Source organism: Rhodococcus sp. P4_E4 (assembly GCF_056401575.1).
In genome coordinates this window covers 358,265-380,498 of the sequence record NZ_JBFUJB010000001.1, presented here as the reverse complement: position 1 = coordinate 380,498, position 22,234 = coordinate 358,265, and the positions used below count along the sequence as shown (strand labels likewise).

The following is a 22,234-nucleotide window of genomic DNA, read 5'->3' as shown; positions in this document are numbered from 1 at the left end:
TCCCACGAAAACCGCCTGGATCGGTGAATACCTGTCCGTATACCGACAGCGACCGGCGAAACACGACGATTTCCCCGGTCGCTACCGGCGGTCTACTGGTACAGGCGCAGGGCCGAACCGATGAAATTGCGGCCGAATGCAAGACCCGCATTGTTGAAGTAGAGAGTCGTGATCTTGTCGGCAAAAGGTACCGCCGAGTTTGCTTTGATGATCTCGGACTCGGCGTCTGCCCAAGCGGCACAAGCGTCCTCGCCCGTCAGCCCGGAAGCCTTGGTGACGGCTGCGTCGTAGGCCGGGTTGGAGATCGACGCAAAATTCATTCCCGCAGCGGGCACAGGACCGGAGAGGAAGGGGACCAGCATGCTGGGCAGCGCGACGTTGATCGGCTCCCACACAACATCCCACGCCGTGTTGTCCTTGCCGCTGAGTGCTACATCGAGAATCTTGTTCGAGTCGCCACTGGTGAGTTCAATGGTGGCGCCCAGGTCGTTCCACGCGTTGACCGCGACGTCGGCGGCAGCATCGGTCGCGTCACCGAACGTCTCGTAGACCATCCGAATTCGGAGCGGTGTGCCGTCCTTGCTGCGCTTACCGTCCGCGCCGACCTTCCAGCCCGCAGACTCGAGAGTTGCTGCGGCTGCACTGGTGTCGAATTCCGGCAGGTTTCCGGCGACAGAGTCGTAGATGCAGGCCCGCGGTTCGATGGACACCATCGTGGTCGATCTGGTTCCGCGACCGGCCGTGAAGATCTCGGCGAGGTCGTCGAGATTGAGAGCCTGGACCAGAGCCTTGCGGACGGCAGGATCGCTCGTCGGATTGCCGGGACTGTGGTTGAAGAACATCTCGCCCGCCGGAGCGGGCTGCTTGACGGTATCCAGGTTCGCGGCGTTCATGCGATCCTGGTCGGGGCCCGAAACTGCTGCGGCATTCAGATCACCGGACAACACCTGGTTGGCCGCTGTGCTGTTGTTCGTGATGATGGACGCGACGACATTCTTGGGTACTCCGGCCGTATCCGAGGTGGTGCCGTCCGGTCCCCAGTTGTAGCCGTCGCGCCGAACGTAGGAGTAATGATCGTTCGCGACTGCCTCTGTCATCTGGAACATGCCCGACCCGAAGGTCGTCTTGTTTGCCGCCGTCGGATCCTTCAACCCGGCCTCGCACATGATCGGTATTCGCGCCAGGTTGAGAAGCAGGAACGGAGAGGGCTCCGGAGTCGTGACCGTCACTGTCCGTGTCGCCGGGTCGGCGGTGGCGCTCGCAGTTGCCGGTGCGTACACCCCGCGGAGAGCAGATTTGTTTGCTGCGTTGGTGATGAAATTGACGTTGTCGGCGACAGTCTGGGCAGTCAGAGCGGATCCGTCGGTACAGGTGACGCCGTCGCGAATGGTGAAGGACGCGGAAGTGGTTGTCTCTTCCCATTTCTCGGCGAGCCATGGCTTGGTGACACCGGTATCGGGATCCGGGTGGAGCAGATAGTCGTAGCTCAGACGCGCCAGCTGGTGCGCCGGCGATGCGGCCGTCATCAGCGGATTCAGAGCGCCGGGGTCGGCCACGAGAGCCAATTTGAAGGTGCCGTCCGTGACGGGTTCACCCGAACCCGAACCCGAACCCGACGAGCCACCCGATGAGCACGCGGTCAGGGCAAGAACGGTGCCAGTTGCCGCAGCCAGCAGTGCGTAGGACCGTTGTTTCATGGTGCCTCCGGAAGATGTAGTCCGGCCCGAGTGACGCGAGGTCTGTCGGGTCAGGAGCAATAAACGATTGCTTGAATCCTCACCCAACAAAAGGAGGAGAACATCGTCCGGATTTACGAATGTTTCGTGAGACTTGGTAGATCGCTACAACGCTGTCGGATAGAAGAGACGAAGCTGGAGCATCAGGCTGAATCGAGTTTCCGGATCATCAAGATCGATTCCGGCAATCCCGGCAAGCTTCTTGAGGCGGTATCGAAACGTGTTGACGTGGATGTGAACCAACGACGCAGCCGCCGGAATGTCGCCGAACGTGTCGAGCCAGGCTCGAAGGGTGTCCACGAGGTTGATGTCGTGAGTGCGGTCGTACTCACGCAGTACCGCGAGCGGACCCGACGCGGTCTCGTTCTCGTCCGCCAGGGCGTCGGAGAGGCGCAGAAGTAGGGAATTGATCTGCACGTCGTCGGCGCGCGCGACGGTCCGGCCCGAGGAATTCCACGTCGACCTCAGAACGCGAAGCGCTCGGTCGGCTTCGTCGCGTGACTTCTCCAGCGTCATCACGTCGGCCACTGTCGCACCGATTCCGATGACCACCGACTTTTCCGAACGGGAACGGTCTGCAAACTCCGACGCGATCCGACGCACGTAGTCGTCGTCGGTCTGGTGCCGGGTGTGTGGGATGACGGCGTAGACGGTGCCGCCGATCGCTGCCGCCACCGACAACGGAAATACTTGGTCGAGATAGGTATTGAGTGTCAGGGCCAGTTGATCGACGTCGGCTTCGGCCTCCAACGATGCGCCGGCGCCGCTACGGAAGCCGGCCGCAAGTACGTTTGCTTTCGAGCGGCCGTAGCCCAGTCGCTCGGCCGCTTCCTTGGCCGAAGTGCCGCCGCTCAGTAGCGTGATCACCTCGCCCAACCTCAGCCGTCGTGCGGAATCGGCGGCCAGCTTGGCGCGAAGCAAACTCATCGCGGCTACGCCCGCCGCCTCGACGAGCGTTTTGACCTGCAATTCGTTCGGCTCCTCGTCCAAGATCACCCAGATCGAACCGAGGATCTGGGATGCCGCATGTATTCGCATGCCGACCCGGGGCCTGATGCCCGGCCCGATACCCGGTAGAAATACCGGCAGGGTAGAGCCGTAGATCTTGTTGAAGTACCCCATTGACCTGAGCCGGTCGGAATAGTGCTGCGGCACTTGATGTCCGAGGACGCTCTGCTTACGTGCCTCGTCACCGAAGGCTTGATCCGCAGAGAACGCGAGGATCCGGCTCGACTGATTCTCGATGGTGACCGGGCCGTTCAATACCTGAGCGATCGAGTTGGCAAGATCGAACAGGTCGGCGTCAGCGGCGGACGTGCGGTCCCCGTTGTTGCCGGATTCGAGGATCTCGTTGATCAGCGACGCACTTTGCAGCCAGCTTGCATCCTTGACCATTCCAAGTAGGGCGATATCGGCTTCGGCGACCGCCCGTGCGACGCTTTCGTCGACGGCCAATGGCTCCCTGACGATCAGCGCGACGGCTCCGGCCGAACCGTATTCTTTTACTGCAGTGGCAATGTCGGCCGACTCGGCCAGTCCTGCGCCGAGCACGACGGCGCCCGCACTGCCTTGCGTGACTCCGGACCCTTCGTGCAGGGTCACTCGGCTGACAGTGCGGGCGTCGTCGACGGTGTCGCCTCCGCTGAGGAACGTCATTCCCAGTCTGTCGACGATGTCGACGATCGAAACTCCCGTTGGTGTGGTCACCACCACACCTTAGGGGGAGCAGGATCGATCAGTTGGCTGGTTGCCCTGCTCAGTTGGCAGGCTGCTCGGCTACAGCTTTCTCGACGAACCGGCGGGTCTGATCGAACGCCGCGGGCACCTGGACGGAATTGGTCATGTCACTGATCTCGGACCACCGTTCGGCGACGACCTCAGGGGAGAGTGCGCCTTCGGGGATGTACAAGCCCTGCGACTCTTCCATGCGAGCGATCGCGAAGACACCGGCACCGGCGCTGAGGATGGTCTTGGTCGGTGCGTCATCGGAGACCATGAACAGTGCGCCGGGTGAAATCGATTCGGGTGCAAGCAGAGCGAGAGTCTTCTCGTCGAGGAGGTCTTCGGTCATGCGGGTCGCGGCGGTCGGGGCCAGCGAGTTGACGCGGATGCCCTTGCGTTCGCCCTCGATAGCGAGAACGTTCATCAGGCCGACGACGCCGGACTTCGCGGCGCCGTAGTTTGCCTGGCCGAAGTTGCCGTAAATTCCCGATGCCGACGTGGTCATGAGGATGCGTCCGTAGTTCTGTTCGACCATGTGCGGCCAGACTGCCTTGGAACAGATGACGGAACCCATCAGATGCACGTCGATGACTTTGCGGAAGTCGTCGAGCTCGGCCTTGATGAAGGACTTGTCGCGCAGGATTCCGGCGTTGTTGATCAGGATGTCCACGCGGCCCCACTTGTCCACGGCCGTTGCGACCATGGCGGCAACGGCGTCGACGTCGGTGATGTCGCAGTGGTCCGCGATCGCCTCGCCACCCAACTCGACGATTTCCGCCACTACCTTGGCTGCTGCGGTATCAGCGCCGCCACTGCCGTTGACCGAGCCACCCATGTCGTTGACGACGACGCGTGCGCCGCGTGCGGCGAGGGCCAATGCATGCGAACGGCCGAGTCCGCCGCCTGCGCCTGTGATGATCGCTACCTTGCCGGAAAAATCCAACGACATTGGAAAACCTCTCTGATCTGGGATACTACTCAGTATTACTATGCGATAGCGTGGAAACAGTCAAGGGCCGGCAGGCAGTGCGAATGGGAGTGGAAGTCGAATGAGTAGTGATCTTCCGGACGTGCGATCCGCGATCATCACCAGCGCCGCCGACGCCTTTGCCGAAGACGGTTACGCGGCCACGACCATGGATTTGCTGGCCGATCGAATCGGGGCCACCAAAGGTCTTGTCTACTACCACTTTCGTTCGAAGTTCGACATCTACCTGGCAATCTACGAGCGCGGGATGAGCCTGCTCCGCGCGGAGGTCGAGTCTCGGATCGACGGGGCAGACAGCGGCCTCGCGCGTCTCGAAGCGATGTCGCACGCCCACCTGGTCAATCTCATGACACATCTCGGGTACCACCACACGATCCACCAAGGTGTCCGGGGCCAGATGAACTCCGCGCTCAAGCCGAGGCAACAGCAAGTCCTCGTGGAACTGAATTCGCTGCGACTCGACTACGAGAATCTGTTCGTCGACGTGATGACCGAAGGTGTCGCGGATGGTTCCATTCGTGCGAGCTCGCCGCGAATGGCGGCAAAAGTACTCCTCAGTAGTCTCAACGGCATCGACCTCTGGTACCGAAGGCGTGAAGGGCAGACTTTGGCGGAGACGGAGTCGTTGGCGGACCAGATCGTCGAACTCTTGATCGGCGGATTGCGCGCTGCGAACTGACTGAAAGCTGCATTCGTGAGCGGATTTCCTCCGACCGGTTCGTGCTGTCCTGCGGCTTGTCGTTCGGTTTGTCCCGCTCTGACAGTCGGGGTAGCATGTTGGCGTCGTGCGCGGACTTGCGTAGGAATTCAGGGAAGAGGAGGTGTGGCTGTAATGCGTGGCCAACCTCCGAGTACCAACTGAAGCTGTAGCCGCCCGGGTTGTTCCGGTATTTTGCTGCAGCTTCATCGTGTGTTCATCGGCTTCGGCTTTGCTGTGAAGCAAGCGTCGTCGTTCACTCTTCCCTCGAAAGCTGTTCAGCATGCGCGAATTTCGTCGTTCACGGTCGGTACTGCCACGTCGTTCCGCGGGTCTCGGTGACTCACATCCCGGGCACTCGCGTGCCGCACGCACCGTCGTCAAGGCTGCCCCGCCCGAGGCGGTGGCGCCCGTCGAATCGACCGTCGTCAACAGTGGCGTGTACCGCGACGGCGAGCGGATAGCGTCGCCGTCCACGCTGGCGGAAGCACTGTCATGCCTTCCGGATTCGCAGTCGATGGCGTGGATCGGCATGTACCGGCCCGACGACGCCCAGTTGTATGCCGCTGCACAACATTTCGACCTCCACGAACTGGCGGTCGAGGATGCGATTGTCGCGCACCAGCGCCCCAAGCTCGAGCGCTACGGCAAGACACTGTTCGTGGTCCTGCGTGCTGCGCGGTACCGCGACGAGACCGAGCGGGTCGAATTCGGCGAGTTGCACATCTTCTGTGGTCCGAACTTCATTCTGACCGTCCGTCACAGCGAATCGCCGGATCTCTCGGCGGTGCGGACTCGCATGGAGAACGATCCTGACCTGTTGCGGTTGGGTACCGAGGCCGTTCTCTACGCCATTCTCGACGCAGTCGTCGACGGGTACGCCCCGGTGGTGGCCGGCCTGCAGAACGACATCGACGAGATCGAAACCGAAGTGTTCAGTGGCGATCCCGGAGTTTCGCGTCGCATCTACGAACTGACCCGTGAGGTGATCGAATTCCAGCGGGCGACGCGTCCGCTGCTGGGAATGCTGCGTGGGTTGTCGGCGGGGTTCGACAAGTACCACACGGACGAGGAACTCCAGCGTTACCTCCGCGACGTCACCGACCATGCGACGACTGTGGTGGAGCGGGCCGACGGCTTTCGTCAGTTGCTCGGAAACATCCTCACGGTGAACGCAACTCTGGTGTCGCAGAACCAGAACGAGGAGATGCGCAATCTGACGCAGGCGAGCTACGCGCAGAACGAGGAGATCAAGAAGGTCTCGGCGTGGGCGGCAATTCTCTTCGCGCCGACGCTTATCGGAACCGTGTACGGAATGAACTTCGACGACATGCCGGAACTGCACTGGCACTTGGGCTATCCGTTTGCTCTCTCGATGATGTTCTTGACGTGTGGAAGTCTCTACACGATCTTCAAACGTCGGGGCTGGTTGTAGAAAGCGCCGGCTGTAGAAAACACCTGTGCGCCTTGCCAACCGAGATCGGTTGACAAGGCGCACAGGTGTTTTCGGGAGGGCGCTCGAATCAGAGCGTTGCGACGCAGACCGTGAACTTACGTTCCGGGTGCTCGAATCCCGAGTCTGCCCCCGAACCGCATTCGTCGATCGACGTGGAGTTCTGCAGGATTTCGACGACCTCGACTACATTGGTGCCGCTGGTATCCGAGCATTCGATGCGGGCGGGCTCGTCCATTCCGCTGCCGAGGTCCATGCATCCGCCGACTACCCAGTCGACGTCGAGACAGACAGCGCCCTGCTCGTCACCCGCGAGGGTCTCGTAGTAGTACGAGTCGACATCGGAGGCACACTGATCAGAGGTGGGAACCTTGGCGACCACCTTGTAGTTGGAATCCTTGCTACCGCAGTCCGCGTTGTCGATTTCCGCGGCCGTCGTGGTACCGCCGAGCTTGACGCAATCACCGATCGACACGTCGATGTCGACGTCGCCGCCGTCGTCCGAACCCTCCTGGCCGGTGATCTTCGAGGTGGTCGGGGCTGCGGAGGTAGTGGTCGAATCGGCAACCGAGGAAGATGATTCCGCAATGGCTTTCGGCTCGATGTCGGAACCGCAACCGACGGTGAAGGCGGCGATTGCAGAAGTTGCGATCACCGCAGTGCAAAGTCGCCGGACGATTCCGGACATAAGGACCCCTTTGTTGATTCTTGGATAATTCTGTTGGTTCGTAGATTGTTCGGGACCTATTCCAATACATCGGTAGTCGAATTGCCAACCGGACTGTCAGTATGGGTAGGTGGAGCTACCCCTGATGCCGCCGCTTGCCCCGATGCTCGCGAAGGCTGCGGCCACTGTGCCGCCTCAGCCCGAGTCCGGTGACCCGACGTGGTCGTACGAGCCGAAATGGGACGGATTTCGAGCAATCATCTTTCGTGACGGTGACGAAGTGGTGCTCGGATCGCGAGGAGGAAAGGACTTGGCGCGGTACTTTCCCGAGGCGGTGGAAGCCGTCAAGTCTGAATTGCCCGAAAAATGTGTGGTGGACGGAGAACTGGTGGTTCCCCGTGAGATCGACGGTGTGACGCGCCTGAGTTGGGAAGCGCTCTCCGAGCGGATTCACCCCGCCGCGAGCCGCGTCGCATTGTTGTCGGAACAGACGCCCGCGCAATTTGTCGGGTTCGATTTACTGGCGCTCGGGGATCGCGACGTCTCGATCGAGGACTTCGGTGTGCGACGTGCGTTGCTCCTCGATTGCGTCGGTGGCGGGCCGAGTTGCCACGTCACGGCAGCGACGGCCGACAGCGCCGAAGCAATGGCCTGGTTCGAAACCTTCGAAGGCGCGGGTCTCGACGGGGTTGTCGCCAAGAAGCTGGCGGGACCGTACCTGCCGAACAAACGCGAGATGATCAAGGTGAAACACGCCAGGACCGCGGATGTCGTACTGCTGGGCTACCGTCCGCACAAGAGCCAGCCGGGTATCGGGTCGATGCTTCTGGGTCTGTTCGACGGTGCCGAATTGAAGATGATCGGTGGCGCTTCGGCTTTCACCGCGGCGCGGCGGATCGAGTTGTTGGCCGAACTCGAACCTTTGCGCCTCGGGGACGACGTTGTGGCCGAGGGAGAGGCCAGCCGGTGGAGATCGGCCGCAGACCGCTCCTGGATTCCGCTTCGTCCTGAGCGGGTGCTGGAAGTGGCGTACGACCAGATGGAAGGGGAACGCTTTCGGCACGCCGCGCGGTTCCTGCGCTGGCGTCCGGACAGGGTGCCCGACGAATGCACTTTCGATCAGTTGGAGGTTCCGGTGCGATACGACTTCGCGGATGTTCTTGCAGGTGGTAAGTGATGGCGAGTCCCGCAGAGGAACTGGACGTCGACGGGATCGCGGTCCGGTTGTCGAGCCCGGACAAGATCTACTATCCGCAGTTGGGTGAGGACGGCGGAACCAAACGGCATCTTGTCGAGTACTACCGAACGGTGGCGCTGCAGGGTGCAGCGTTGCGGGCGCTCCAAGATCGGCCAACGCATCTTCAGCGATTCCCCGACGGCATCGAGGGCGAAGAGGTTTACCAGAAGCGGCTGCCGGCAAAGCGGCCCGAGCACGTCGAATCCTGCGAGGTCACGTTCCCGTCGGGTCGCAAGGCCGACGTCCTTCGAGTGCGAAGTGCTGCGAACATCGTGTGGGCCGCCAATCTCGGGACTGTCACGTTTCATCCCTGGGCCGTGCGGTGCCCGGACACCGACCACCCGGACGAACTCCGCATCGATCTCGATCCGCAACCGGGGACCGGGTTCGACGAGGCCGTTGCCATCGCGGACGAGGTCCTTCGCCCTCTGCTCGCCGAGTTGGGATTGGAAGGATTTCCCAAGACGTCCGGTGGCCGAGGCCTTCACGTCTACATCCCGCTCGAGGCGCGCTGGGATTTTGTCGAGGTCCGCCACGCGGGTATCGCCCTCGCCCGTGAAGTCGAACGGCGTAGTGCCGATCGCGCCACAACCGCGTGGTGGAAGGAAGAGCGGGGTGAACGGATCTTCATCGACTTCAATCAGAATGCCCGTGACCGGACGATCGCGGCGGCGTATTCCGCTCGTAAGACGCCGATCGCAACTGTGTCCACGCCGGTGACCTGGGACGAACTGCGCGACGTGCATCCAGACGACTGCACCATCGCCACGGTGCCCGGCTTGCTCGCCGATCGTGGTGATCCGATGGAAGCGATGCACGACAAGGCCTTTGCCCTCGACGTTCTGTTGGAGATGTGGGAGAAGGATCTGGCGGCGGGACTTGGCGATCTGCCGTACCCGCCGAACTATCCCAAAATGCCCGGTGAACCCAAACGTGTTCAACCGAGCAAGGACCGCGATCGGAAGAACAAAGACGGGTAGCGTCAGAGGCGGACATATCGGGTAATTCGATTAGACGTCGAATGTACGGTCACGTCGAATGCACTGTGGGGGTTGGATATGGATCGCCGGAAAATGCGAGCAGCAGGCTTAGCGGCGGGTGGCGTGATTCTTGCCGCCTTCGGATTGTCACTCGGTAGCGGAACAGCGTCGGCCGCGACGTTGGATTGTTCGGCGCGCGGCCAAGATCAGACGATCGTCGACGGGTCATCCGCATGCCGAGCGGTGGCAGATCCCTCCAGTTACGCGATTTCACACGTGGAGGGCGACGGCGTCGGCGTCGCCGATTCGCGAGACGGTGGCCGGTCGGCGGGCGTCGGACTCTTCGGCGGCGTTGCTGCAGCGGAGTCGCGCGGTGGGCTACTTGCCGCCGTTGCGTACGGCCCGGGTTCGCTCGCACTCGGTCGCACAGACTCCTTACCCTTTGCCGTGGTGCTCAGCGGACCTGGCGGCAGAGCGGCGGTGGGTGACGCGGACGTCGGGGCGATCTGCTCGGGTGGTCCCACCCTTGTTTTCAACCTTGCCACAGGTCAGGGATGTGTCAGCGACGGCACTTCGACGTGGGTCACCCCGTGAGTGCACCCCGGTCCTGAGCCTCTTGCGTGACAGTGGTCACAATGGTGTCAAGCTCCTGCCACCGATCCGGTGACCGGACAACTTGAATCAGCGGGGATCGGAGGACGCGATGGCTCCCAATGCACGACGGGGTTCGCTCGCCCGGGTGGAGGTGCCTTCGCGCACCGAGCTGTATGTGGACCGGCGATTCCTTCCCTTGGCCGACCGCTTCTTCGCGATGTATCGCCAACCGCAACAAGGCGGCGGCGCGCTGGTCGTGTACCTGGGCGGCGAGAAAGTTCTCGACATCTGGGCCGGCAATGCCGACCGCGACAGGCGCTGGGACCACGACACGGTGTCGCTTTCCTTCTCGACCGGCAAGGGCGTGGCCAGCACCGTCGTTCATCGACTCGCCGAACGCGGGCTGATCGACTACGACTCTCCGGTTGCTCAGTACTGGCCCGAATTCGCAGCGGCCGGCAAGGACAAGATCACCGTCCGGGAACTGATGTCACATCGCGCGGGCCTTCACCGCGTTCGCGGCCTGATGCCGCATCCCCTCGACCTGATGGACTACGACGCGGTCGTTGCCGCCCTGGCTGCCGAGAAGCCGGATCCGCGTCGGCTTCGAGGCCCCGGCTATCACGCTGTGACCTACGGCTGGTTGGTAGCCGAACTTGTGGCCAGGGTGTCCGGTCAGCCGTTCGTCGACGTCGTACAAGCGGAGATAGCGAAGCCCCTCGGAGTCGACGAATTCTGGTACCGCGTACCCGAAACCGAGCGTCCACGGATCGCGAAGCTGTTCCCACATATCAACCCTGCCGGCTTGAACTGGGCCTTCGCGTCGACCGTGCTCTCACACGTCGGTCCGACTCGCGGACTCGCGGAGGCCGCGATGCCGGACGGTTTCGACGTCATGGTGCGCAACCCGGCTGTCCATGACGCCGTCATGCCGGGCTGGAACGGAGTGTTCAGCGCGCGCGCTCTCGCGAAGATGTACGGCGCCATTGCGAACGGCGGCGTGATCGACGGGAGGCGGTTCCTGAAGGAATCGACCATCGACCAGATGTCGACCATCCAGACTCGCGATCGGGATTACGTGCTGGCGGTGCGGCCCAACTGGACTCTCGGTTACCACCCGCCGATCATTGCCGCGCGGCGGCAGCCGCGGAATGCGATAGGCCACTACGGAGTCGGCGGTTCAGGCGCGTATGCGGACCTGTCCAGCGGACTCTCGCTCGGTTTCACCACCAACAGGTTGGGTAGTGCTGTGACAGCTCTCGGTGATCTTCGCCTTGCGAGGCTCGGCGCCGAGGCGCAGGAGTTGGTTCGTCGAATCTGACACGAAGGGAATGCCATGAGCAGCAACGTGTACCGGGTGACCGAGATCGTCGGCTCGTCCACCGAGAGCAGTGACGCGGCAATTCGCACCGCCATCGCCCGGGCGAACGAGACGGTGCGCAACCTCGAATGGTTCGAGGTGGTGGAAACTCGCGGCCACATCGAGAACGGCGCCGTGGCGCATTTCCAGGTCACGTTGAAGGTCGGCTTCCGGCTCGACGGCGACGAATCCTGAACCGTTCTTCATGAGTGTTGATCTCACGGCGGCCGTCGGGTTCATGGCGGGACATGCCAGGACTCTCGATCGGCATCGGCTGAATTTGATTCTCGGACAGGGTGACCGGGCCGCGGCTTGTGCGGCCGTGGACGGTTATCGCAACCCGGACGGTGGGTACGGCTGGGGACTCGAACCGGATCTTCGCTCGGCAACCAGCCAACCTGGCGGAGCGCTGCATGCCTTCGAAGCCTTTGCCGACATCGGAACGCCGACGCCCAGAGCGGTCGAACTGTGCGACTGGTTGCAGACCAATTCGCTGGCAGGCGGCGGTTTGCCCTTCGCCTTCCCGATTGCCGACCCAGCCGGGTGTGCGCCCTTCTGGGTGAGCGCGGACCCGTCGGCGCCGTCGTTGCAGATCACCAGCATCGTGTGTGCTGCAGCGGCTCGCGTTGCCGAATTCGACGAGGCCGTCGCCGAACATCCGTGGTTCGCCTCTGCCGTTCGATATTGCCTCGACGCGATCGACGGGGCGGATTCTCTGCATGCCCTCGAGTTGGCCTTTGCCTTGCAGTTTCTCGACGCGGTTCACCGGAACAGTCCCGAAGCGTCGTCGTTGGTGAGCACTCTTGGTTCGCGTATCCCGGCTGACGGCTTGGTTCACGTGGACGGGGGAGCCGAGGGCGAATTCATGCGGCCCCTCGATTTCTCACCGCTTCCTGGCGGTCCGACCCGCGCGTTGTTCGATGCAGCGGTGATCGACTCCGAACTGTCCGCGCTCGCTGCACGGCAACACGACGACGGCGGTTGGGCGGTGGATTTCGACAGCTATTCGCCCGCCGCGGCGTTGGAATGGCGAGGTCACGCCACCGTGCAGGCGGTATGGCTGCTGAAGCGCAATGGGGTGATCTGAAAACGATTCTCGCGCCAAATTGGAACACGTTATAGTCTGGGAATCAGTTCGTGCTTCGTGTTTCAGGGATAGGGGAATGTCATGGCGTATGTGATCACGCAGCCGTGCTGCAACGACGCCTCGTGTGTTGACGTGTGTCCGGTCAATTGCATTCACCCGACACCGGACGAAGCTCCGTTCGCGACCACCGAAATGCTCTACATCGATCCCGACACCTGCATCGATTGTGGTGCGTGTGTGGACGAGTGCCCGGTCGAGGCGATCTTCCCGGACAACGAACTCGACGAGGACGACGCGCCGTACCTGCAGATGAACGCGTCGTACTTCGAGAAGCATCCGATGGGCCCGGATTGGCCCGAGCCGATCACGATGGCCAAGATCGATCCCGAACTGGGAACGCTGAAAGTGGCGATCGTCGGCTCCGGCCCCGCAGCCTGCTATGCGGCGATGGAACTGACCGGCAAGCCTCGCGTCGAGGTCGACATGTTCGATCGGCTTCCCACTCCCTACGGATTGGTGCGCGCCGGCGTGGCTCCGGATCATCCCGGAACCAAAGGCGTCACCGACCAGTTCCGCGCCGTGGTCGCGAAAAAGACCGTGCGCTGCCACTTCAACGTCGAGGTGGGTACCCATATCTCGCATTCGGAACTCTTGGACCATCACCACGCAGTGATCTACGCGGTCGGCGCTGCCGGGGATCGCAAGCTCGAGATCCCGGGCGAGGAACTGCCGGGAAGTCACGCTGCCACCGAGTTCGTCGCCTGGTACAACGGCCACCCGGGATATGCCGATCGGACTTTCGATCTGTCCGGCGAGCGAGCGGTGATCGTCGGAAACGGCAACGTCGCACTCGACGTCGCACGCATCCTGGTGACCGACCCTGACCAGCTGGCGAAGACGGACCTCGCCGAGCACGCATTGGAAGCGCTGCGTAACAGCAAGATTCGTGAGGTCGTCATTCTCGGCCGTCGCGGGCCGGCGCAGGCCGCGTACACCAATCCCGAACTGTTGGCCCTCGGACAGATGGCGAACGTGGACGTAGTCGTCGACCCGATCGAAGCCGAACTCGACGAGGCCAGTCAGGCGTTCGTGGACAGCGATGCCGCGGAGCCGTCCGTGCTGCTCAAGGTCAAGCAGGCGCAGGAATTTGCTTCCCGTACCGCAGATCCTTCCCGCAAGCGGATCGTTCTCCGGTTCCTCACCTCGCCCGTCGAGATCCTCGGTGACGACGCAGTCGCACAGGTGCGGATCGTGAAAAACGAGTTGGTGGCAACGCCGACCGGTCAGCTCTCCGCCCGGCCTACCGAAACCGAGGAGACGATCGACACCTCGCTGGTGCTTCGGTCGGTCGGATACCGCGGTACACCGATGGCCGACTTGCCCTTCGACGACGCTCGCGGCGTGATCCCCAACGAGAACGGTCGCGTGATCGACACCGACACCGGCACGCCGATCCCGGGTGTCTACGTCGCGGGTTGGATCAAGCGCGGACCGACCGGCGTGATCGGCACCAACAAGTACTGCTCCGCCGAGACCGTGTCGATGATCTTCGACGACTTCGCTGGTGGGCGCCTCGCCACGCCGACCGAGGACGCTGACAAGTTGCAGGTTCTGCTGGCAGATCGGTCGCCGGATCAGGTGGACTACCAAGGTTGGCAGCGGATCGACAAGGCAGAACGAGCATCCGGTGCCGCCGCCGGTCGACCGCGAACCAAACTCATCTCCATCGAATCGATGTTGGCGGCTGCTCGCAGCGAGGGATAGCAACGTTTGGGCGAACATCCGAATTGCTCGATTGCCGCATTTGTGTGTTAATGACTATGGAAATGTGCGGTTTGCTCTCTTTGGCGTGCTCGGGTGTGTAGGTGTGCGCCCGGCGGGCGCGTCCGGATGGTGCATCGGCATCGGTACCAGGCGGGTGTCGATGCCGGCCGCGCAAAATCCACGTGAGTACGTGGTCATTCGAGCGAAGGTAGTGACATGGGCAGCAAACAGGGTCGTCGGACGTCACGGGTTGCCGTGGCAATCGTCGGAGCGGTGGCTGCCGGCCTGGCTCTTGCCGGACCTTCCGCGGCCGTTCCTCTCTTCCCCGGTGGACCGGACATTCCGTTGCCCGTCATTCCCGGAGTTCCGTACCTCGATCCGGCGATTCCGGTTCCGGGCATCCCGGGTACACCGATTCAGGCTCCCATCGGCGCTCCCAACTTCTCCGCGCCGTCGCTCAACCCGTCGGCGGGTGAGACAGTCGGCATCGCGCAGCCGATCATCATTCGTTTCAACGAGGCAGTCGGCGACCGTGCGACGGCCGAGCGCGCGATTCGCGTGACCACCGATCCTCCGGTCGATGGCAGCTTCTACTGGATCAACGACAGCCAGGTCCGTTGGAAGCCGGCACAGTTCTGGCCGGCGAACATCTCCGTGACCGTCGACGCCGGTGATTCGCACTCCACGTTCAACATCGGTGACGCACTCGTCACCGTCGCGGACGACAACACCAAGCAGGTCACCGTCACCCGCAACGGTGAGGTCGTGCGCACCATGCCGACGTCGTTCGGCAAGCCGGGGCACGAAACACCGAACGGCACGTACATCGTCGGCGAGCAGCTGCGCGACATGTACATGGATTCGTCCACGTACGGCGTTCCGATCGATTCTCCCGAGGGTTACCGCACCTACGTCGAGTACGCGACACGAATTTCCTACAGTGGCATCTTCGTCCATGCCGCTCCGTGGTCGGTAGCGCAACAAGGTTTCACCAACGTCAGCCACGGCTGCCTCAATGTCAGCACCGAGGACGCCAAGTGGTTCTTCGAGAACGCAGGCAAGGGTGACCCGGTGATCGTGCAGAACACCGCAGGTGGAGTCCTCAGCGGCGCCGACGGATTGGGTGACTGGAACCGCTAGACATCGACGAGGAAGGCCCTGCGCGAGAAGTATTCGCGCAGGGCCTTTTTCGTGTCGCGTTCAGCTCGAGTGTCTTGTACGTTCACCATTCATTCGTTGCGAGCGGTCAGACTGCCTCAGTGAGATCGAGTCCGGAAAGAACGCTGCCCACATCAGGCAAGCCAGGTCTGTGGGGCAGACCATGGCGTGATTACGCGCTCTTTGCGCTCTTGGTAGGTCCCAATCTCGCGTTGCTGATCTTGTTCACCTATCGCCCGCTGGTGGACAACATCCGACTTTCGTTCTTCGACTGGAACATTGCGGACCCGAAGGCGACGTTCATCGGGCTGAGCAACTACCGCGAGTGGTTCGGACGAAGCGACACCTGGCAGATTGTCACCAACACAGTGGTATTCACATTGGTCACAGTGGTGGGTTCGATGGTCATCGGTCTGGCGTTGGCCATGCTGCTCGATCGCAAGCTCGTCGGGCGAAACCTGGTCCGGTCGGCGATCTTCGCGCCGTTCGTGATCTCCGGTGCAGCGATCGGTGTCGCGTTTCAGTTCGTCTTCGACCCCAACTTCGGTCTGATCCAGGATCTCCTGCACCGCGTCGGACTCCAATCGCCCGACTTCTATCAGGACCCCCACTGGGCGCTGTTCATGGTGACGGTGACATACATGTGGAAGAACCTCGGCTACACGTTTGTCATCTACCTCGCTGCGTTGCAAGGAGTTCGGCAAGAATTGAATGAAGCAGCCGAAATCGACGGCGCCAAGCCGTGGACCAAGTTCCGCCGGGTTCTCCTACCTCAGTTGCGCCCGACGACGTTCTTCCTCTCCATCACCGTCATGCTCAACTCGCTCCAGGTCTTCGACATCATCAACGTCATGACCCGTGGTGGCCCGCTGGGTACAGGGACGACAACGATGGTCTACCAGGTATACAACGAGACATTCCGAAACTTCCGGGCGGGCTACGGCGCGACGGTTGCCACCATCATGTTCTTGATCCTGCTGATCATCACCGTCTACCAGGTTCGTGCCATGGATCGGGGAGAAGAGAAATGACAGCGGTAGAGGAAAAGAAAAGCGCTGCTCCGACTTCCGTCGTCCGGCCCGGGCCGGAACGCAAGAACGTGGACCGGCGTGAGGTCGGTGTGAAGATCCTCGGCTACGCGGCAATGGTGATCGCCTTGGTCATCATCGTCCTGCCGCTCTACTGGATCGTGATGACCTCGTTCAAGGAGCGTCCGGAGATCTACACGCAGCCTGCAACGTGGTGGCCGTCATCGCTGCATCCCGAAAACTATTCCGAAGCAACGACATCGGTTCCGTTCTGGATGTTTTTGCGGAACTCGATAGTGATCACGACGATACTGTCCGCGGCGAAGTTCGTTCTGGGGACTCTCAGCGCCTATGGGCTGGTGTTCCTGCGCTTCCCGGGGAAGAACTTCGTCTTTCTCGGAATCATCGCCGCATTGATGGTTCCGAACCAGATCACCGTGATCTCGAACTACGCGCTCGTGGCAGAGTGGGGCTGGCGTAACACGTTCCAGGGCATCATAGTTCCGCTTGCGGGTGTAGCCTTCGGTACGTTCCTCATGCGCAACCATTTTCTCTCGATACCTTCGGAGATCATCGAGGCAGCGCGGATGGACGGCGCCGGCCACTGGCGGCTTCTCTGGCGCGTGGTGCTCCCCGTTTCCGGGCCCACGATGGTGGCGTTCGGCATCATCACGGTGGTCAACGAATGGAACGAGTACCTGTGGCCGTTCCTCATGTCCGACGATTCCTCGGTGGCGCCGCTGCCGATCGGATTGACCCAACTGCAGAACAACGACGGACTCACCAACTGGGGTCCCGTCATGGCAGGAACGGTACTGACGATGCTACCGATCCTGGTGATTTTCCTTCTGCTGCAACGACACATGATCAAAGGCCTCACCTCCGGTGCGGTCAAGGGCTGACAGCATTTCCCGTCACATTTCTTTCTCGAGGAGCAGTAATGGCAAACATGAACAGGCGCGGATTTCTGAGCCTCGGCGGTGCAATCGCCGCCGGCGCAGCACTGACCGCATGCGCGGGATCCGGTGGTTCCAGCGCTGATGCTGCGGGAACATCCGGTGCGTCGGGTGATTCCAACACCATCACCTTCTGGTCGAACCACCCGGGTAAGTCCACCGATGTGGAGAAGGAACTGATCAACCGCTTCCAGACCAAGTACCCGGACTTGAAGGTCAACTTGGTGGACGGCGGCAAGAACTACGAAGAGGTGGCGCAGAAGTTCAACGCTGCCCTCTCCGGCGGAGATGTTCCCGATGTGGTTGTGCTGTCGGATGTCTGGTGGTTCAACTACGCACTTGCCGGGGCAATCGAGCCGCTCGACGGACTCTTCTCCGAGGTGGGCGTCGACTCGGCCGACTACGTCGATTCGTTGCTCGCCGACTACCTGTTCCAGGGCAAGCACTATGCGCTTCCCTACGCGAGGTCGACGCCGTTGTTCTACTACAACAAGGCGGTCTGGTCGCAGGCCGGACTTCCCGACCGTGGGCCTGCAACGTGGCAGGAGTTCGACGAGTGGGGACCTGAGCTGCAGAAGGTCGTGGGCAACGGCAAGTTGGCACACGGGTGGGGCAACGCGAAGGATTACCTCGGCTGGACCTACGAAGGCCCCATCTGGACCTTCGGCGGATCGTACTCCGACCAGTGGAATCTGCAGCTCGACAACGAGAAGACCATTGCCGCAGGGCAGTTCCTCTCCAGCATGATTCACGACAAGAAGTACGCCGCGGTCTCCACTGACATCGCAAACGAATTCGGTACGGGCATCCTGGCGTCGACCATCGCGTCGACGGGTGACCTGTCCGGCATCAAGAAGACTGCGAACTTCGACTTCGGCACCGCTTTCCTCCCGGCAGTGGACGGAACTCCCGGTTGCCCCACCGGCGGCGCCGGGCTCGCCATCCCGTCCAAGATCTCCGATCAGCGTAAGAAGAACGCGCTCAAGTTCATCGACTTCATCACCAATGGTGAGAACACGGCGTACTTCTCGCAGAACGTCGGCTACATGCCGGTCCGCAAGTCGGCAACGTCGGAGCCGAGCATGAAGGCATTCCTCGACGCGAATCCGAACTCCCGTACCGCTGTGGATCAGCTTTCGCGTACGCGCTCGCAGGACTACGCACGCGTGTTCGTCCCGGGTGGCGATCAGATCATCGGCACCGGACTCGAGCAGATCGCTCTCCAGAAAGCCGACGTCGCATCGACATTCGCCGTCGTTGCCACCCAGTTGCAGCAGATCATCGACCGGCAGATCACCCCAAAGCTGCCGAAGTAGTAGGAGAGAACACTCATGGCCAACGTGCAATTCGCGGGAGTCACGCACCGCTACGAAGGAACCGATCGACCGGCAGTCGACCGTCTCGACCTCGACATCGCCGACGGTGAGTTCCTGGTACTCGTAGGGCCTTCCGGTTGCGGTAAGTCCACCAGCCTGCGAATGCTCGCCGGTCTCGAATCCGCGTCGGACGGCCGGATCGAGATCGGCGGCACGGACGTCACGCATCTCGCGCCGCGAGCACGTGACGTCGCCATGGTGTTTCAGAGTTACGCGCTGTACCCGAACATGACCGTCGAGCAGAACATGGGTTTTGCGCTCCAGAACGCGGGAGTGGGAAAGTCCGAACGGCGCGAGCGGGTACTCGAGGCAGCACGGATGCTTGAACTCGAACCGCTGCTCGGACGTAAACCGGCCAAGCTGTCCGGTGGGCAACGTCAGCGAGTTGCCATGGGTAGGGCCATCGTTCGCCATCCCAAGGTGTTCTGCATGGATGAGCCGCTCAGCAATCTGGACGCCAAACTACGCGTGAGCACGCGGTCGCAGATCGCTGCCTTACAGCGTCGACTCGGCACCACGACGGTCTACGTCACCCACGATCAGGTCGAGGCGATGACGATGGGGGACCGGGTGGCGGTGATGCTGGACGGTCGTTTGCAGCAGGTGGCGAAGCCGCGGGAACTTTACGACAACCCCGTCAACACCTTTGTGGCCGCCTTCATCGGATCGCCCGGCATGAACCTGATCGAAGCGCCGGTCGAGGGTACCGTCGCAGTACTCGGTGACCTGCGGATTCCGCTGCCCACCGGGGCGTCCGAGCGGGAGCGGGTCGTCGTGGGAGTGCGTCCCGAGTCGTGGGATCTGGTGGGAGCGTGGCGAAAGGGCTCGCTGGCCGTGGATGCCGACCTGCTTGAAGAGCTGGGCGCCGAATCGTTCGTCTATGCAAAGGGTGCCCCGGATTCGCAGTGGCAGAGCCGATCCGGCCGAATTGTCATTCGCGTCGATCGGAAGATGTCGGTGGCACCGGGGGAGTCGCTTCATCTGCTGCCCAAGGCCGGCGAGGTGTACTTCTTTTCCGCGGAGACCGGGGTACGTCTGTAGCGATACTGTGTGCGGCATGACCGTCGCACGTTCGCTATTGCTGTTCGTACTCGCCGCGCTGCTCGAGATCGGGGGCGCGTGGTTGGTGTGGCAGGGAATTCGCGAGCACAAGGGCTGGATCTGGGTAGGGCTCGGCGTCATCTCGCTCGGTCTCTACGGTCTGGTCGCGACCATGCAACCCGATGCGAACTTCGGGCGCATCCTCGCCGCGTACGGCGGGATCTTCGTAGCGGGTTCACTGCTGTGGGCGGTGGTGATGGACGGATTCCGCCCGGATCGTTTCGACATCGCCGGTGCGCTGATCTGTCTGGTCGGCGTCGGGGTGATCATGTACGCCCGGTAGGGCCTTCGGCCCCGTGCGCGCTCAGGGAGTCCAGGGGGTCCTTAAGCGCGCACAGGGGCTTGCCCTTGCTACCAGATCTTCACACGCTTCTCCGGCTCCAAATACAGTGCGTCACCTGGCTTGACGTCGAACTCCTCGTGGAACGTGTCGAGGTTGCGGACGACGCCGTTGCACCGGAACTCCGGCGGCGAGTGCGGGTCGACGGCCAGACGGCGAAGCGCTTCGGCCTCACGGGCCTTCGTGCGCCATACCTGCGCCCACCCGAAGAACACGCGCTGCAGACCGGTGAGTCCGTCGATGACCGGAGGTTCGGTACCTTCGGTCGCGATCTTGTACGCCGCGATCGCGATCGACAGCCCGCCGAGATCGCCGATGTTCTCGCCGATCGTGAATTCACCGTTGACGTGGTGGCCCGGCAGTTCCTTGGGCTCGAACTCGTTGTACTGCTCGATGAGAGCCTTTGTGCGCTTGCCGAATTCGCTACGATCCTCGTCGGTCCACCAGTCGACCATGTTGCCGTCGCCGTCGTACTTGGCGCCCTGATCGTCGAAGCCGTGCCCGATCTCGTGGCCGATGACGGCACCGATGCCGCCGTAGTTGGCGGCGTCGTCGGCTGCGGCGTCGAAGAACGGCGGCTGGAGAATGGCTGCGGGGAACACGATTTCGTTCATGCCAGGGTTGTAGTAGGCGTTGACGGTCTGCGGCGTCATGAACCACTCGTCACGGTCCACGGGGCCACCCAGCTTGGCCAGGTCACGGTCGTACTCGGCGGCGTATCCACGACGGTAGTTGCCCACCAGGTCGGTAGCCGAGATATCGAGACCGGCGTAGTCACGCCACTTGTCGGGGTAACCGATCTTCGGGGTGAACTTCTCGAGCTTGGCCAACGCGGCCTCACGAGTCTGCGGGCTCATCCACTCGAGGTCGGAGATGTTGCGGCGGTACGCCTCCTGCAGGTTGGCGACCAGTTCCAGCATGCGGGTCTTCGCCTCAGCGGGGAAGTGACGGTCGACGTAGAGCTTGCCGACGGCCTCGCCGAGCAGATCTTGCACCAGGCTGACTCCGCGCTTCCAGCGCTCACGGTTCTCTTCGGTACCCGAGAGCGTGGTTCCGTAGAAAGCGAAGGTCTCGTCGACCAGCGCCGAATGCAGGTAGGGGGAGCGAGCGTGCAGCACCTTCCACGCTGCCCATGCCTTCCAGTCGTCGAGTGACTCCGACGCCCAGAGTGCGGTGAAGGTGTGCAGGAAATCGGGCTGACGGACCACGATCTCGGCGAACTTCTCCGAATCGGCGCCGAGACCGGACAACCATGCCGCCCAGTCCAAACCGGGGTTCTGCTCGGTCAGTTCCTCGAAGCCCACGAGGTTGTAACTCAGATCTGCGTCACGACGCTTGACGACGTCCCAATGCCCGGCCGCGATCTTCTTCTCGAGTTCGAACACACGCTGTGCGTCGTAGCCGACGCCGGCGAGGGTGAACATCTTGTCGATGTGCGCGACGTACTTCTCGCGGATCTCCGCGTAGTTGTCCTCGCGGTAGTACGACTCGTCGGGCAGGCTGATTCCCGACTGGCTGAAGTGGATCAGGTACCGCTCGGAATTCTTGGCATCGGTGTCGACGTAATGCGAGATGGCACCGCCGACGCCGACGCGCTGGTGGCGTCCGATCACGGTGGCCAACGACGACCGGTCCGGCGCATCGGCGACGGCGTCCAGTTCGTCGTCGATGGGGCTGAGGCCCGCGGCCTCCACGGCGTCGGCGTCCATGAAGCTCGAGTACAGGTCGCCGATGCGCTGTGCATCGGTACCGGCGGCAGAGTTGGACTCCGCGGCTTCGGTGATGATGGTCTGTACGTCTTCTTCGGCCTTGTCGTAGAGCGTCCGGAAGGCCCCGTCGACTGCGCGGTCTGCCGGAATCTCGTATTCGGCGAGCCATTTTCCGTTGACGTGGACGAACAGATCGTCCTGCGCCCGTGTGTCGCCGTCGAGGTGGGTGAGGTCGATGCCTGAGCGATGAGCCGTGGTCATTTCTCCATCCTTACACGATC

At 62.2% G+C, this 22,234-nt stretch carries 20 protein-coding genes; 15 read left to right on the top strand and 5 right to left on the bottom strand.

Annotation, left to right across the window (positions count from 1 at the left end):
* Positions 1-92: 92 nt before the first annotated feature.
* The 3 genes from AC1DVN_RS01855 to AC1DVN_RS01845 all read right to left on the bottom strand — a co-directional run bounded on the left by AC1DVN_RS01855 (position 93) and on the right by AC1DVN_RS01845 (position 4,407).
* Positions 93-1,697 (bottom strand): ABC transporter substrate-binding protein, encoded by a 1,605-nt coding sequence (locus AC1DVN_RS01855; protein WP_211918810.1) that lies wholly within the window; start codon positions 1,695-1,697, stop codon positions 93-95.
* A gap of 144 nt (positions 1,698-1,841) precedes the next feature.
* The gene (locus AC1DVN_RS01850) at positions 1,842-3,443 is read right to left on the bottom strand and encodes a PucR family transcriptional regulator (RefSeq protein ID WP_037120543.1); all 1,602 of its coding nucleotides are present in this window, start codon (positions 3,441-3,443) and stop codon (positions 1,842-1,844) included.
* A 49-nt stretch (positions 3,444-3,492) separates the two neighbouring features.
* A complete protein-coding gene (locus AC1DVN_RS01845; RefSeq protein ID WP_387403069.1) occupies positions 3,493-4,407 on the bottom strand; it encodes an SDR family NAD(P)-dependent oxidoreductase in 915 nt (304 codons plus the stop codon).
* A 100-nt stretch (positions 4,408-4,507) separates the two neighbouring features.
* Between AC1DVN_RS01845 and AC1DVN_RS01840 the strand changes: the two genes are divergently transcribed.
* Entirely contained in the window at positions 4,508-5,125 is a 618-nt protein-coding gene (locus tag AC1DVN_RS01840; RefSeq protein WP_020970727.1) for a TetR/AcrR family transcriptional regulator, read from the top strand.
* Positions 5,126-5,426: 301 nt separating this feature from the next.
* A complete protein-coding gene (locus AC1DVN_RS01835) occupies positions 5,427-6,578 on the top strand; it encodes a magnesium and cobalt transport protein CorA (protein WP_007731382.1) in 1,152 nt (383 codons plus the stop codon).
* 88 nt (positions 6,579-6,666) lie between these two features.
* On the opposite strand, the gene lppU is transcribed toward AC1DVN_RS01835, so the two are convergent.
* On the bottom strand, positions 6,667-7,284 hold the full coding sequence (gene lppU / locus AC1DVN_RS01830; protein ID WP_019745226.1) for an LppU family putative lipoprotein: 618 nt from the start codon (positions 7,282-7,284) through the stop codon (positions 6,667-6,669).
* A gap of 109 nt (positions 7,285-7,393) precedes the next feature.
* Here lppU and AC1DVN_RS01825 point away from each other — a divergent pair, with 109 nt between their 5' ends.
* The 13 genes from AC1DVN_RS01825 to AC1DVN_RS01765 all read left to right on the top strand — a co-directional run bounded on the left by AC1DVN_RS01825 (position 7,394) and on the right by AC1DVN_RS01765 (position 20,187).
* Positions 7,394-8,440: an ATP-dependent DNA ligase gene (locus tag AC1DVN_RS01825; protein ID WP_020909053.1), complete on the top strand. Its 1,047-nt coding sequence runs from the start codon at positions 7,394-7,396 to the stop codon at positions 8,438-8,440.
* Entirely contained in the window at positions 8,440-9,480 is a 1,041-nt protein-coding gene (gene ligD / locus AC1DVN_RS01820; RefSeq protein ID WP_003940248.1) for a non-homologous end-joining DNA ligase, read from the top strand. The genes AC1DVN_RS01825 and ligD overlap by 1 nt, the downstream gene beginning before the upstream one ends.
* A 78-nt stretch (positions 9,481-9,558) precedes the next feature.
* Positions 9,559-10,074: a DUF6764 family protein gene (locus AC1DVN_RS01815; RefSeq protein WP_477993231.1), complete on the top strand. Its 516-nt coding sequence runs from the start codon at positions 9,559-9,561 to the stop codon at positions 10,072-10,074.
* Positions 10,075-10,183: 109 nt separating this feature from the next.
* Complete coding sequence (locus AC1DVN_RS01810) at positions 10,184-11,395, top strand: serine hydrolase domain-containing protein (protein ID WP_092764360.1); 1,212 nt, start codon at positions 10,184-10,186, stop codon at positions 11,393-11,395.
* Between the two features lie 15 nt (positions 11,396-11,410).
* Positions 11,411-11,629 (top strand): dodecin, encoded by a 219-nt coding sequence (locus AC1DVN_RS01805; protein ID WP_003939815.1) that lies wholly within the window; start codon positions 11,411-11,413, stop codon positions 11,627-11,629.
* 10 nt (positions 11,630-11,639) lie between these two features.
* On the top strand, positions 11,640-12,521 hold the full coding sequence (locus AC1DVN_RS01800; RefSeq protein WP_092764358.1) for a hypothetical protein: 882 nt from the start codon (positions 11,640-11,642) through the stop codon (positions 12,519-12,521).
* A gap of 81 nt (positions 12,522-12,602) precedes the next feature.
* A complete protein-coding gene (locus AC1DVN_RS01795) occupies positions 12,603-14,285 on the top strand; it encodes an FAD-dependent oxidoreductase (RefSeq protein WP_092764356.1) in 1,683 nt (560 codons plus the stop codon).
* Between the two features lie 216 nt (positions 14,286-14,501).
* Positions 14,502-15,425 carry a L,D-transpeptidase gene (locus AC1DVN_RS01790; protein ID WP_019745219.1) on the top strand — a complete coding sequence of 308 codons (924 nt, stop codon included), beginning with the start codon at positions 14,502-14,504 and terminating at the stop codon, positions 15,423-15,425.
* A gap of 74 nt (positions 15,426-15,499) precedes the next feature.
* The gene (locus tag AC1DVN_RS01785; RefSeq protein ID WP_019745218.1) at positions 15,500-16,474 is read left to right on the top strand and encodes a carbohydrate ABC transporter permease; all 975 of its coding nucleotides are present in this window, start codon (positions 15,500-15,502) and stop codon (positions 16,472-16,474) included.
* A complete protein-coding gene (locus tag AC1DVN_RS01780; RefSeq protein WP_092764355.1) occupies positions 16,471-17,373 on the top strand; it encodes a carbohydrate ABC transporter permease in 903 nt (300 codons plus the stop codon). The genes AC1DVN_RS01785 and AC1DVN_RS01780 overlap by 4 nt, the downstream gene beginning before the upstream one ends.
* Positions 17,374-17,411: 38 nt before the next feature.
* Positions 17,412-18,743, top strand: a complete 1,332-nt coding sequence (locus AC1DVN_RS01775) for an ABC transporter substrate-binding protein (protein ID WP_092764354.1) — start codon at positions 17,412-17,414, stop codon at positions 18,741-18,743.
* A gap of 15 nt (positions 18,744-18,758) precedes the next feature.
* Complete coding sequence (locus AC1DVN_RS01770) at positions 18,759-19,844, top strand: ABC transporter ATP-binding protein (protein ID WP_019745216.1); 1,086 nt, start codon at positions 18,759-18,761, stop codon at positions 19,842-19,844.
* Between the two features lie 16 nt (positions 19,845-19,860).
* Positions 19,861-20,187, top strand: coding sequence for a YnfA family protein (locus AC1DVN_RS01765; RefSeq protein ID WP_003940244.1), 327 nt, complete (start codon positions 19,861-19,863; stop codon positions 20,185-20,187).
* Between the two features lie 68 nt (positions 20,188-20,255).
* Here AC1DVN_RS01765 and AC1DVN_RS01760 read toward each other — a convergent pair whose 3' ends face one another.
* Positions 20,256-22,214 (bottom strand): M13 family metallopeptidase, encoded by a 1,959-nt coding sequence (locus tag AC1DVN_RS01760; RefSeq protein ID WP_019745215.1) that lies wholly within the window; start codon positions 22,212-22,214, stop codon positions 20,256-20,258.
* Between the last annotated feature and the right edge of the window lie 20 nt (positions 22,215-22,234).